This window comes from Streptomyces sp. NBC_00667, assembly GCF_036226825.1.
Taxonomy (GTDB): domain Bacteria; phylum Actinomycetota; class Actinomycetes; order Streptomycetales; family Streptomycetaceae; genus Streptomyces.
Map to the genome: position 1 here is coordinate 7,119,847 of NZ_CP109022.1, position 13,037 is coordinate 7,132,883.

General features: G+C 67.2%; 12 protein-coding genes. 7 read left to right on the forward strand and 5 right to left on the reverse strand.

Annotated elements, in window-relative coordinates:
• Positions 1-98: 98 nt before the first annotated feature.
• Positions 99-983, reverse strand: a complete 885-nt coding sequence (locus OHA81_RS32495) for a hypothetical protein (protein WP_329201893.1) — start codon at positions 981-983, stop codon at positions 99-101.
• 417 nt (positions 984-1,400) lie between these two features.
• Here OHA81_RS32495 and OHA81_RS32500 point away from each other — a divergent pair, with 417 nt between their 5' ends.
• Entirely contained in the window at positions 1,401-2,144 is a 744-nt protein-coding gene (locus OHA81_RS32500) for a 2OG-Fe(II) oxygenase (RefSeq protein ID WP_329201895.1), read from the forward strand.
• A 348-nt stretch (positions 2,145-2,492) separates the two neighbouring features.
• A complete protein-coding gene (locus OHA81_RS32505; protein WP_329201897.1) occupies positions 2,493-2,660 on the forward strand; it encodes a hypothetical protein in 168 nt (55 codons plus the stop codon).
• 117 nt (positions 2,661-2,777) lie between these two features.
• Here OHA81_RS32505 and OHA81_RS32510 read toward each other — a convergent pair whose 3' ends face one another.
• Entirely contained in the window at positions 2,778-3,851 is a 1,074-nt protein-coding gene (locus tag OHA81_RS32510; protein ID WP_329201899.1) for a helix-turn-helix domain-containing protein, read from the reverse strand.
• 232 nt (positions 3,852-4,083) lie between these two features.
• Between OHA81_RS32510 and OHA81_RS32515 the strand changes: the two genes are divergently transcribed.
• Positions 4,084-4,302 (forward strand): hypothetical protein, encoded by a 219-nt coding sequence (locus tag OHA81_RS32515; RefSeq protein ID WP_329201900.1) that lies wholly within the window; start codon positions 4,084-4,086, stop codon positions 4,300-4,302.
• Between the two features lie 404 nt (positions 4,303-4,706).
• On the opposite strand, the gene OHA81_RS32520 is transcribed toward OHA81_RS32515, so the two are convergent.
• Positions 4,707-5,075 (reverse strand): hypothetical protein, encoded by a 369-nt coding sequence (locus OHA81_RS32520; RefSeq protein ID WP_329201902.1) that lies wholly within the window; start codon positions 5,073-5,075, stop codon positions 4,707-4,709.
• 213 nt (positions 5,076-5,288) lie between these two features.
• Between OHA81_RS32520 and OHA81_RS32525 the strand changes: the two genes are divergently transcribed.
• A complete protein-coding gene (locus tag OHA81_RS32525) occupies positions 5,289-6,005 on the forward strand; it encodes a hypothetical protein (RefSeq protein ID WP_329201904.1) in 717 nt (238 codons plus the stop codon).
• A 207-nt stretch (positions 6,006-6,212) separates the two neighbouring features.
• Here OHA81_RS32525 and OHA81_RS32530 read toward each other — a convergent pair whose 3' ends face one another.
• Together OHA81_RS32530 and OHA81_RS32535 are read right to left on the reverse strand one after the other, a co-directional pair.
• A complete protein-coding gene (locus tag OHA81_RS32530; RefSeq protein WP_329201907.1) occupies positions 6,213-6,617 on the reverse strand; it encodes a hypothetical protein in 405 nt (134 codons plus the stop codon).
• A gap of 394 nt (positions 6,618-7,011) precedes the next feature.
• Positions 7,012-8,526 carry a restriction endonuclease gene (locus OHA81_RS32535; RefSeq protein ID WP_329201909.1) on the reverse strand — a complete coding sequence of 505 codons (1,515 nt, stop codon included), beginning with the start codon at positions 8,524-8,526 and terminating at the stop codon, positions 7,012-7,014.
• 213 nt (positions 8,527-8,739) lie between these two features.
• Between OHA81_RS32535 and OHA81_RS32540 the strand changes: the two genes are divergently transcribed.
• From OHA81_RS32540 to OHA81_RS32550, 3 genes are read left to right on the forward strand one after another with little or no spacing between them, the layout of a single operon-like run.
• Positions 8,740-10,362: a transposase gene (locus tag OHA81_RS32540; protein WP_443056807.1), complete on the forward strand. Its 1,623-nt coding sequence runs from the start codon at positions 8,740-8,742 to the stop codon at positions 10,360-10,362.
• A 3-nt stretch (positions 10,363-10,365) separates the two neighbouring features.
• Complete coding sequence (locus tag OHA81_RS32545) at positions 10,366-11,148, forward strand: ATP-binding protein (RefSeq protein WP_329201913.1); 783 nt, start codon at positions 10,366-10,368, stop codon at positions 11,146-11,148.
• A gap of 40 nt (positions 11,149-11,188) precedes the next feature.
• Positions 11,189-12,262: a hypothetical protein gene (locus OHA81_RS32550; protein WP_329201915.1), complete on the forward strand. Its 1,074-nt coding sequence runs from the start codon at positions 11,189-11,191 to the stop codon at positions 12,260-12,262.
• Positions 12,263-13,037: the final 775 nt, after the last annotated feature.

Sequence of the window (13,037 nt, forward strand, 5' to 3'; positions counted from 1 at the left end):
GCATGGTGTGAGGCGCCCGCCCATCATCCCCGGCCTGGCAACGCCCCTCGGGGCCTGCCGCGTCCGCCGCGGTGGTCGTGGAGGGAGCGCGGGCCCGGTCAGAACACGTCGGTGGTCCAAAGGTGGTGCATATCCCATGCGATGTCCAGGGCTTCCTCTGCTCCCTGATGCCATGCGAGTTGTGCGGTGTCGTCCGGCACGGTGTGAAGGGCCGCGAGCACGTCGGCTGGCATCCATGCTCCTCCCCAGTCGCCCAGCCAGGTGTGCAGCGTCTTGGCGGGTTGCGGGGTCCACGGGACGTCGTAGCCCTTGCTCCGGAGAATCTCCAGAGCGGTATCGCGCTGACGCCTCATCAGGTGTTGTGGGGAGAAGATCCCATAGGCATCCCGATGGATTCTGTTCCCGTGCAGGTAGGCCTCCCATGCCGCCTCCGCTGTGGATTGGTTGCGCCAATCGACCACAGGTATCTCCATGGAGGGCCGCGCAGCCCACGGGTCGGCGGTCCTCGCGCGTGCCTCCTGCGGTGCGGATCCCACCACGGTGAATGCGAGCTGGTGGCCCGGGACAGGGAGCTCGAGGGTCTGTCCCGTCCCGCTCGTCCAGCTGGTCGTCATTCCCGTCGCGATCCGGACGGTGTATTCGCCATCGTCAAGCCCCTGATGCGCATCGAAGTGAGCATCGTGCGGCAGCTCGGCCGGCACGCCGTCGCTCCCGAAGAACTTCCGGATCGGAGGGCACCCCGTCGCGGAAAGAATCTCGATGTCGTAGCTGCCCCAACTGCCCAGATCGCGCCCGAGTTTGTAGGACAAGTCGCGACAGGCAACACCGTCCCTCACCACGTACGTCCTCCGGGTCAGCGCGCAGGTGACGAACTTGCGACCCTCAGACGCAGGAACCCGCACCTCCAAGCGCGTCTCCATTAGGTGCATGCCGTCCTGAGACACCGTCTCCACCCACTCGGTGCGGATCCACCCGTTGGCCATGCTGCTCCCCCCTGTCCCGCCGCAAACGCGAGGTGGCCAGGATAGAACGCTCGTTGAGGTGCTCCGGTCGGCGATACCGGAGGCCAGGCCGTTGTCCAGCTCGCCGGCCTACCGCGTACCGGTAGTCCCATGGGTCGGTCCCCGCCCCGCCTCCGGGCCCCTTCCGCCCTGGGTACGTCCTGCTTGCTTTGTGGGTTCATCCCGGCCTATTCTCGTCACCATGACGATAATCGCCCAGCGACCCCCGCTCCCTGCAGGCGTCGACTTCACAGGCTGCGGGTCCCTCGGATTCAACGCGCACAAGTACGTGGCCAGCAATCCCGCCATTCGCCTCGATGTGCTGCCCGCGGCTGTTCCGGGCGCTTGGGCCCACGGCCGCGGTGGTATCGACGATGACCTCAGGGCGGAGAAGTGAGCATGTTCGAAATACCGGTAAATCCCTTTGAGCTCTCTGAAGAAACGTTGAGCCGAATATCTGCCGATGACTCATGGGCCCCGATCGAGTCGGAGCTCCCAAACGTCGATGCCAGGGTGATTAGCAACTTCCTCACTCCGGCTGAAGTGGAAGTATTCGCGACCGAACTGGCTGCCCAGCGCTTTGTGCCGGTGGGTCGAGACGGCATTGCCGCCAACTATACAGAGGGAGATCCGGTCGGCCATCTCCGTGCCACGGCCGAATCCAGAACTCTGGCGGCAGAGTTCTACCGCAGGCTGCGGACGTTTCTCTCGTTTGAAGTGAGATCGGTTGATCCGACAGATTCAGACGGCAGGCCCTGGAAGCCGGTGGCCGTCAATCCGCGTATGCGCTTCATCACGTACAAACACGGAGGACTTCTTGTCCCGCATTACGATTCGCCCTATTTTGCCCCTGACGGAAGGCGAACTCTCCTGACGGTCGTCGTCTACCTGTCGTATGAGGCAGTGGGCGGAGAAACGCGGTTCATCGCCGACAAGCAGAACGAGCTTCCCTTTGCGCAACGCGACTTCTCGGACTGGCCCCGGCCCGCAAAACCTGAGGAAATACTGAGCACCCACCGCCCCGAACCGGGCGATGCGCTCCTCTTCTGGCATCGGACGCTTCACGACTCGTCCCCGATTCTTGAGGGCACGAAAACAATTCTCAGAACCGACGTGCTCTACGAGCCCATAGACGTGCCGTGAGCAACAGCAAGCCAACCGCCGCGCAAGAGGGCCCACGAGGTACTCGCATCATCCATGGCCGTGTCGGCGAAAGGGGGCAGCGCATGCCGTAACCCCTTTTGAGACCGTGTCCTGTGCGGTGAAGCGGGCGAGTCGCTTGTAGCAGCAGAGGGGCTGCGGCGATCCCTCACCCGCCCGCAGCTCCTCGTCCTCGGCCGCCACGACCAGGACGGCCGGCTCCGGGCGGTCGGCCGCACCGTACCGCTGCGCACGGAGGCGGCCCGCCTGGTCGGCGAGCACTTGACGGCCGCCGACCCGGGACACCCCTGGGAGGGCGTCACGTTCGCCGCGACCTGGGGGAGCCGTGACGTGCTGGACGTCTCTCTGGTCCGCCCCGACCTGGTGGCCGAGATCAGCGCCGACCGCTCGATCGACCGGGGCGGCGTGTGGCGCCACCCGCTCCGCTTCAAACGGCTGCGCCTGGACGTCGTTGCCGGGGACGTGCCCGGGTTCGGGGAGGGCAGGGCCGCGGGTTGAGGCGCCGGTCGCGATGGTGGGCGTTGCGGGGCTGCGGCACGGACGCGGTTCGATTGCCTCGACCAGCCTAATCACGCCCGATGGCGAACCACCGCAGCTCGGAAACGTAGCGTTCTTTCAGGCCAGTGGCTGGTAGTAGGCGATGTCGTGGTCGGTGGTGTCGGGTGGTGTGTCGGTGAGGGCTGGTTCGCTGTTCTTGTAGGTGTTGATGAGGAGAGCTGTGATGGTGCCGAGGAGGGTGGTCAGCCCGCTGCCGAGGAACCACCAGCCTGCGGTGGTCGGCTCCGACGTCGCGATCGGGCCGGGGGTGTGGTTGAACAACGCGAGGATGACGAGTGTCAGACCGGTGGCGACACCGCCCGCTGTGGACAGCCACGCCCAGTCGGGGCCGGCAGGTGAGGGCTGCGGGGCCGCGCTTCGGCCGTCTGCCGGCGCCGTGCCAGGGTCCTCGTCCCGGCCGGGAACATCTGCTGTGCTGTGGCCGCCGTCGGAGGTCCTGCCGGCTTGTTGATGCGTCGTGCCCGGGCCGCCGGCCTGCGTTGACACCCCGGAAATGCCTGCGGCCTGCTCCTCGATGAGCCGGCGGTTCTGTGCGCGCAGCACCGCGGCTTCCTGCTGGAGCAGGCGGGCCTGTTCACGCTGTCCGGCGAGTTCCGCCTCGATCTGGTGGATGTAGTCCTGGGCATGGCGCAGACTCTCGTCCTGTTCCTGGCCGCGGACCGTGAGGAGTTCGGCCGCGCCCTCGGCCGTGCGAGCGCGTTCGAGGGCTGCTTCCAGCTGTGAGGCGAGCCGGTCGGCCATCTCCTCCAGTGACACCAGACGTGCGTCGGACACCTGTTGGGCCTGCTGGTGCTGCGCCCGCAGGCGCCGCATGTCTTCCTCCAGCTGGGCGAGTTTGACGGCGGGGGCGCCGCTGGCGGCATGGGCCTGCCCGCACAGCCTGTCGAGCTCCGCATACACGTCGGGAGACAGGGGCGTGCCCTCCTCGGCGAGGAAGACCTGCAAGGCGCGCAGCGACTCCCGGGGCATGACCCGTTCGCCCTTCAAGTAGCGCGAGAGGGAGGATGCGGAGCAGTGCAGCGCCTCGGCGACCTGTGCCTGTGTCCCGTTCGTGAGGAATTCGCTGACCGCTTCGCGTAGCGCGGCCGCGTACGCGGCTCCTGGCGCGAGCGCGTCTGGGGACTCTTCCATGCCCGCCTCCCTTCGGACGTCAAAGACCGGCGCCCGATGGGCGCATTGACTGATTGTCACGCAGCCGTGACAGGCCGGGAATGTCTTTGGCGGAGAAGGCAGGGGAGGGGCGGATGTTGCCAGCTTGCCGGGAACGCATCCTTCCCACTCCCGCACGGTCTGCCCTGGTTGAAGGCTGAGTTCAGCGACCGCGAGAGGCGGATCGCACATGTGAGCGAAGTGAGGTCTGACGATGGCTGTGTCCTCCAACCTGGTCCCCGCCTCGGTCGCGGCGGCCAGTGGCCTGGCCGCGACGATGGCCGGCGTCCCCTGGTGGGGTGTCGTGCTCTGCCTGATCCTGGTTCTTGCCGCGACGTCCCTGCAGAGCGTCTTCCCTCAGGACTCCTCGGACCGGCTTACCTGGTGGACGAACCTACGTGATCACCGCACGCGCCGCCGTGACAGTGAATGAAGGCGGGCGCAGTGCCGTTCGGGCACCATCCGGACGGGTTGGGGGGCTTGCAGGGCGAGCAAGCCAATAGCGTGGCTGGTGTCCGTGGGGGCTGAGCGAATCCCGCATGGCCGGATGCCGAGCGCGGCTCTCGTATGGGCGCATGGCTGGCGATCCGCCATTCCCGAGCCGCTGTTCGGCCGTGATGTCGCTGGGATGTTCGGCGACGGGTCACGAAGCGTGAACTGGGTGGCAGATGGCCTGCTACGGCGTCTCGATCAGCCTGTGGAAGAGGGCTTGGTCCGCGTCGTGGTGCCCGCGGGCCCTAGCTGCGGCGACCCTCCGGTGCCGCCGCGTGATGCGACAGCCGCCGATGCGCCCCACACCGCCAGCTCCCTATCGGGCCCAGTGGATGCCGAGGGCGGTCAGGCGGTCGCGTTGTTCGGGGGTGAGCCCGTCGCGGCGGGTGCGGGTGTTGGACAGCCAAAGACGTCCTTGTAGCGGTGCCACGGCCCGTCCGGGGCCTCCCGCAGCCCGCGGGGCTTGCCGGTCAGCAGCACGAGCTTGTCGGCCAGCTGGTTGACGACCGGGTTCAGCAGCGGCTGGGAGGGGGTGAAGCCGGGCAGCTCGAACGCGGTGATGGGCCGCTGGGCCGTGTCGGGGCCGCCGGTGACCGCGACCGAGAAGGGCTTCGAGCAAGCACCGGCGCGTTTCCAGAACTCGGCAACACGTCTCCAGTGGCCGACAGACCGTTCCCACGTGCCACCAAAAACCTTGCTGGCTCTCGGCGACAAGGTGTACTGAGCTCGTCGAGGTGCTCGCTTGCGATGGGGAAACGACAGGTGGCACTGAGCAACCACATCTGGGCCGAGCTGAGCTGCGGGACTCACCAAAGTGCCAGCAGGGGCGAGACGGATCCCATCTTCCTCTCTGGTTTCTCCTCCCTTCGAGCCAATCATGGGCGCGTAAGCACTCGTACGCACCCTGCCTCGACCACCATGAGCGGGGTGAAGCAGCTGAGCGGTGGGCACGAACCTGCTCCAACGTTCGACGAGATCCAGGCTGGGGTCGGAAAGCGCCTGGACGACGTTGCCAAGATCCTCGCCGGTGCCCTGGTCACGGTGGCCGGGGTTATGACCACGCTGGGGCTGACGAGTGATGTCGTATTCGTCGCGCTTAACAATGAATCGTGGCCCATCTACGTGGCCTCGCTCTGCGCCATCCTCGCCATCGTGTGCAGCATCGTGGCCCTGCTCATCCACCCGACCCGGCGGGGCAACCTGTGGGAGACCGTCGTACTGGTGCTCGGAGTGATCTTCTACATGGTCGCGTTGAGCGTGGCGGTCGTCGGCGCGTCCAAAGCGGCAGGTGGGAACGGGCGACCGACGATCACTGACGTCACACTTGCAGGGCCGAGGTCCGACATGAGGCTGAGCTTCGACGTGCTCGCCGACGGTGTCGACACGTGGGCGAGCATCAACGTGTACGCGAACGCCGTGACCGCGGACGGGGACACCATCGAAGCGCGCGACTTCTACAACAGCACCCTCAGGCCCAACGACAGGGGCGAAATCAAACAGCACATTAGCGTGCCGTTCTCGGCCCCACAGGGCGCATGGGGCATCCAAATCAGCGCAGTCACCGCAGGCGGGGCCGCAGAGTGCGAGTCGCGATCAACGCGCGGTCCTACGTGTGCGGTGATCGAACTTCCCAGACGACCCTAAAGTTTAGGTACTGATGATCTGTGGGGTTTTGTCGGTGTTGGTTCGGCGGTGTGATGTCTGTGTGGTGGTTGTTGGGTAGGTGCTGTTCGGGTGGGGCTTGTTGAGGCTTTCTGTGCTGATATGGATGCCGATCTGGTGCTGTCGTTTTTGGTGGTTGGCCTGGTCGGTTTGTTGCCGGTTGGTATGACGGTGTGGGGTTGTTGCTGGTCAGGGGCTGTTCAGGTGGTAGTGGATCGCTGTTGCGGTGTGGCGGAGTTGTTTGCTGTTGTGGCTGTTGATCAGGGGCAGGAGTGGGTTGTCGGGGGCGCGGTCCTGTAGTCGGCCGTGGGTTTTCGCTGCGGTGAGCAGGGGGCGGGCCCAGCCGGGTACGGGGTGGATCCGGCAGTGGCGGTGAGCGCGGCTGTCGTGGGTCTTGAGGATGCGCGGGGAGTCGTCGATGTCGGTACCGCGTATCGGGGCCAGTTGGTCGGTGCTTGTCCCGGTGATGGCGTGGATGGTGAGGGCTGCCGCGTGGAGTGGGTGGGCGATCTGGTGGAGGCGCTTGGCCAGGACCGCTTCGTGGGGCTCGGCGGGGACCGACTGACAGCACCCACCGCCATCCGCTACAGCCAAGGGAGCCGGCGCGTGCGACGCCGCATGTGGTTGTCCATGAGGCCGCATGGGCTGTCCGGTTCCTCGATCGCTCGTTCTGTGCTGGTCACGAGGTGGTGGGAGGCCTTTGGGGGCGGGCTGGTGCGGTGGAGTTGGTGTCATCAGAATGAGTTGACCCGGACGGCGAGGTGCGGTGTAGCAGGTGTGGAAGGGTGATTTGGCCATTGATATTCGGCGTTGGTTCTTCAGTGTTCGGCGTTTTTTCTTCAGTGGGTTTTGAGTGCTGTGACGTGCGGGTTTGTGGTGGTGCGGCTCCTGTTCTGAAGGTTCGGTGCTGATTTTTTGCTGAAGGGTGCCGCCGATCCTGTGGGTGGAGCTGTCGCCGAGTCTGTGGGTGTTGGACCGGTATGCGCGGTTAGGTGAGGTCTCGTGTTGCCCAGCCGGGTGGGAGCTTGGGGAGTCCGATGAGGGCGTCGATGTCGAGGTATTCGAGGAGGAGTGCCTTGAGGTGTCGGCCATCGATGAGTTCCAGTCGGTGGCGCGGAGCGAAGTCGTGACTGGCTTTCCCGAACCAGGCGGTGGTCACGACGATGCCTTTGGAAGCGATTTTGTCGTTGACCATGGCGGCGTGGGCGCGGACGGTCTCTGCTGGTACGACGTTCTTGGTGCGTTTGGCTTGGATGATGCAGAGGCCGCCGACCAGGGGTTCCTCGCTGATGGCGACTGCGTCGATCCCGTCGTCGCGTGAGGCCTGGGTGACCCAGGACTTGAGTCCCCTCGCCTCGAACAGGCGCCGGATGAGATGTTCGAATTCGATGGGGTCGAGTGCGAGTAGGTCGGGCCGACTGTCCAGGCCGGCGACCACGTCGTGTTCGGGTGCGAGTTTGAATTTGGCTAGGTCGAACGTGACCACTGGCCGGACGGGTTCCAGGTCGTAGGGGTGTTGGGAGACGATGGCGTTGAGGTAGTGCAGGGTCTGTACAGGGTCGAGTTCTGGTTCGTCTAGGACGAGTTCCTCAAAGGTGTTCCGCTCCGCACGCAGGCTGACCAGGCAGGGTCGAATTGCTCTTCCTGTGGCCCGGTCCTTGGCGGCGACATGCCCGTTGAAGGCCACGACGTCGACCAGCGCGGGTGGTGTCACGGCGAGCGCTTCGTCGATGGCGCGGAGTGGGAGTCTGGCGACGAGGTCCCTGTACATGGCCTTGGTTTCGGCGTCTTTCCGAGGCTGGGGGACGACCGCGGGCGGAGTGGAAGCCTTGTACCGGTACTGCATGGCCATCGGTACCGCCACCTGGCTGGGGAGTTCGACGTCCAGCACGAGCTCTCGTGATTCGGGTGTGAACGCCGTACGCCATGTACCGCGAAGTCCGTTGAGGTAGCTGACCTGGCCGAGTACGGCCTCGACGTGGCCAGTCATCGCGTCGATCCCCTTCCTGAGGAAGGCCTGTTCTACCGGCAGGCGGTAAGCGTGCAGTCCTGTCGCTCTGTCAGTGAGCACGGAGTTCAGGCGCTCGACCTGCTCCTCGACGTCGGCGGTCTTATCTGCGGCTTCACGGCGCAGGTCCTCGCGCATCTGCTGGCTTGCCCGCCGGTCGGACTCGGTCTTCTCACGCGCCGCGGCCTTCTTCTTCTGCTCGGCCGCCTTCGTCCGGGCCGTTTCACGTTTCTCCAGGTCCCGGACGATCTGATCGGCCTTGCGTGCCTCCTCGGTACGCGCCCTCTCGTTCTGCTTCTTGGCCCGTACCCAAGCCTGCGCCTGCTCTCGCTCTCTGCGGGCGTCCTCCCTGGCTTGCCGGGCCGCTTCCCGTTCCTCGGCGCGCGCCTGGCGTAGCCGCTCTGCTTCTGCCTGCTTCGCTGCTGCTGCCTTGGCCTTTTGGGCGTCGCGGTATGCCTGCATGAGCTGAGACGCCAGCGACTTCCTTCGCGCCATGGTTCCCCTTCGTAGCCCCGTCTGCAGGCAAGAGCTGCCCCATGGGCTGCTGCGTCAATCTGCGCGGTCCGCCTGAGCCGGGCACCTCCGTTCGGGTGATGCTGCGCGGCGTGTCTGTATGAGGTGGGCGGGGGCGGACAAGCGTCTTCGCGGGAGTGTGTCTGGGGGGTGGTGGGCATGGCCGGGGAGGGGCTCGACGCCGGGGACGCGGTGATGCCGCTTGCTGTGGGACGTGAGGCGGCTGTTGCCCGTCTGTTGTCGTTGGATTCCCGGGGCGAGTTGTCCTCGGCTCGTGTGCGGTTGGTGGCGTCGTCGTCGGGGGTGTCGGAGCGGACGGTGTGGAGCTGGCTGGCGGCCGCTCGGTCCGGGGGACGGACCGGCCGTAAGGCGCGTTCGCGCTTTACGGTGACCGACGAGATGCGCCGTTCGCTGGCGTTGTGGGGCGGGAACGTCTCCGCGGTGCATCGCGAGCTCGTGGCCCGTGCCGCGCGGGATCCGTTGGCGGGTCCGGTGCCGTCGCTGTCGGTGTTCCACAGGGCTGTGGTGCGGGACTTGTCGCCAGGGGAGCGGGCGGGGTTGCGTGTGGGTGAGGCGGCGCGTCGTCGGTATGACGTGTACGGCAAGCGCCCGCCGACGCATCGCAACGCGTGCTGGGAGGGGGATCACAAGCGGGTCCCGGTCCGGGTGAGCCTGGACGGGGTGGGGGTGTGTCCGTGGGTGACGTGGTTCATCGATGTGGCGTCGAAGGTGGTCGTGGGGGTGGCGGTCACCCCGCATCAGCCGGCCCGGGATGCGGTGCTGGCCGCGCTGCGCACGGGGATCAGCCGGGTCGACCCCTACGGTCCGTTCGGGGGTCTGCCGGGGCGGGTGCGGGTGGACCGGGGCAAGGACTTCCTCTCGAAGGCGGTGTCGCGCGCTCTGGGCGCTTTCGCTGTCCCGGTCGATGACCTGCCGGCGTACAAGCCCTACCGCAAGGGCACCGTCGAGGCGCTGAACGGCGCGGTCGAGGAGATGCTGCTCGTCTCCCTCCCCGGGTACACCCGCCGGGCCCGGCCTGCGGAGGCGTACCGGACCGATCCGGTGGAGGGCCTGCTGCCCTACCCGGACTTCGTGAAGGTGCTGTTGGACTGGGTGGTCTGGTGGAACACCGAGCACCGTCCGGCGGGCCTCACAGGCGGTCGCACGCCCGCGCAGGCATGGGAGTCGGACCCGACACCGGTCGAGGATGTCCCGGAGGAGCGGTTGGTGTTTTTCGCGCTGGAGGATGACGGGCGGGTCCGGAAGATCACGACGAACGGGGTCTCCTGGCGGCGCCGTGCCTATATCGCGCCGTGGATGGCTGGGCACGTCGGTATGCGGGTGCGGCTGAGGTATCTGCCGCACTACGACGGGCGGATTGAGGTGTTCTCTACCGAGGAGTGGGGCCGTCACCTGGGCAGCGCCTATCTGGCCCAGGCGGCGACGGTGGAGCAGCGTCGTGCGCTGAGTTCGGTCAGGGAGAAGAAGGCCCGGCAGTTGAAAGCGGATCTGAAGGCGGCGGAGAAGCTGCGCAAGGCCCGCTACACGGCAACGACTACGGCTGCCGTGCCCCGTCCGCGGCGCTCGGTCACTTCCTCTCAGGCCGAGGCGGAGATCTCCCGGGCCAGGGGAGTGGATCTGGCGGCGCGGGCGCTTCCGGACCTGATCCCTCCCCGTGAACCCCCGGCTTCCTGGGCCCGGCCGGTTGTCCGCCCTCGCCGCGCGGCCGGCCCGCAGACGGATGCCGGGCAGGCAGGGGCAGCCGATGGCGGGCCGCCGGGAGCGGCTGGTGTAGGTGACGACAGCGGGGAGCGTTGAGCGATGGTGACTGCCGAACGCAAGGGCCGGCTGCCTCGTGAGCGGGAGGACCACTTCATGCGTCTGCCGGGCGCGCAGGTGGTTTCCACGCGTGCCCTACTGATGGTGCGGGAGAACATCCGTGCCGCGATCGAGGCCAGGGCGATGATCTGTATCTACGGCCAGGCGGGTCGGGGCAAGTCGTTGGCGGTGAACACCTCGCTGCGTGAGCTCGCGCCGAAGCTGACGCGCCGGATCCAGTTCCGCTCCCGCCCCTCGACCCGGGACCTGCGCCACGAGCTGTTCCACGCTCTCAGCCTGCAGGGCCGTCCGCCGGGGCAGCCGATCGAGTTCGACCGGATGCTGCGCGGCGCCCTTGAGGAGACGCATGTCCTGGTCTGCGATGAGGCGCAGTGGCTGTCGAAGTTGTGTTTCGAGTACCTGCGCTATTTGTGGGATGACATCGGCTCGGACCTGACGATCGTGTTCACGGGCGGGGACGGCTGTTTCGAGATGCTGCAGAGCGAGCCGATGCTGGAGTCCCGGGTGTACGCGTGGCAGGAGATCGAGCCGATGCCGCTGGAGGAGGTCCTCACCGTCATCCCGGCCTTCCATCCTGTGTGGGCGGACGCGGACCCGGACCTGATCGCGATGTGCGATGACGAGGCCGCGCACGGCAACTTCCGGGCCTGGGCGAAGATCACCCATCACCTGACCGCGGGGATGAAGGAGTCCGGGCGGATCCTGGACGAGGACCTGCTGCGCTGGTCCTACAGCAAGCTGCGCCAGCGCCCGGTGGTGGCCTGAGGTGCTGGACTGCCCGAAACCTCCGCCGGTCACGGTGGTCTTGGACCCGTACGACGACGTCGTCCACACCCGGGCGGCGCTGGCCTCCCACGCCCCGCAGCACGGGCGCCTCACCGTTCATCCGACCCCGGGGACCGACGCCGCGATCGCGCTCGCCTACGACATCCTCGCGGCCTTGGGCAAGCCCGTCCCTCTGGGCGGCTACCGCCACCTCGACCCGGCCCCGGCCTGGTCGATCGCGGCCGCCTGGATCCTGGCCACCCCCATCACGCATCTAACCCTGCTGCGCGCCCACCTGCTCACTCCGCACCGCTTCAGAGGTCTCCTGGCCCTGCGCCGACGCACGGGGGTCCGCCTGGTTCTGGTCTGCCACCACCGGGCCATGCGGGCATTTCTGGAACGCGAACTGTGCCAGGTGGACCACCTCGTCGCTGAGGCCTCCGCCCTGCTGCCCGAGGCAGAGCCGGGCATCTTGGACCGCCAGGTCCCCCATGCAGCGCGGCCGTTGGCGAACCGCTGGATCGGCCTGCCTGCACTGACCACCCTCAAGGCCTTCGACGACGCGACCGGCCGGTGCCGGTGTACCGCGCCCCTGGCGGCGGACCGGGACTTCTTCCCGCCGGTCATGCCGCCCGTTACCGAGGCGGAGGTGGCGTGGCGGCTCCACCGAGCGACGGCGCACCCCTACTTGGCGGCCCAGCTCGCCACGGCAGCGTTCACCGCAGCTTCCACCACCCAGCTCGCCACCGCGCAGGTCCGTGACCTCGGCGTGGACGGCAGGACCATCACCCTGCACGACCAGGGGCTGCGCCAGGGCTGCATGACGCACCTCGTGCCGGAGTGGGCCCGCCCGCTGCTGAGGGCGGCCGCTCTCCTCTGGCGGATCGGGGCCGGTACCAGCGGCCCACTCTTCGCCGATCCGCTGGGAGGTGAGGGGCTGCCGTCCCTGACGTCATTCGCCGAGGGCTGCAGGCTGCGCCCGCCCCAGCCGCCGCGCCCCAAGCCGTCCCGGAGCCGGCGAAGAACGGAGCCAGCTCAGAGCCCGCGAAGACCATCTGGCCGGTGTGTACTGCGCATTACGGGCTTACGTGGGCCAGTGATGAACCCGATCTGATGCAGGGATGCCCGTACCCACCTCCGCACACGCGGAAGACCATCGAGCGTCGGAAGAAGGGGTGGTTGCCACCGGACTATGGGCTGCGTGAGCTTCGCCATTTGCGCTGACGAGCCCGACATGGGGCTGGTGACAGACCTGTCGTCGGTCAGTGGATCTGGTACGGGATGATCTTTCCAGAGCCTATCCCTTGCTCAGATTGAAGCAGCTTCATTGGTGGTCTGGTTCGATGAGGTCTCCTCAAGGCTTCGTGATCATGTTTTCATCTCTGGCTATCTGGGGAGGATCGGCGTGTGGCACTGCTGCTGGTCCAGCCCCCATGAGGCCGAATCGGCTCCACGTTGCTCGTCACCCGGCTGACAGGAATCGGCATACAGATGACAGTGGACTTCGTCATCCGCTACAGCAGCACGGGTGAGCCGCGGGCTGCGTTCAGCCCCGTTCTGGCCAGCCCCGGGAACTCCGCAGGCCAAGAGCCGCCCGTGCTCACCTGCTGCCAGCCGCCCGCGAAGCGGGCTGGTCCTGGAGGCGAAGCCGGAAGGACCGGGTGGGGGAGCGGAGCGGACCCGCCCAACGGGCCGTAGGCCCGGACACCGTGAAACGGGGTCACCCAGGCCTGCGGAGCAGGCCGTTCGGGGTGGAGCGAAGCGGAACCCCGAACTAGTCCGGAGCGAAGCGCAGGACTCCGGCCCGAAGGGCCGGCTAGGACCGCGAAGCGGCCCGCCGCCGAGCGCAGCGCGGCGGTTCTCTCCTGAGCGCGCAGCGCTCAGGAACC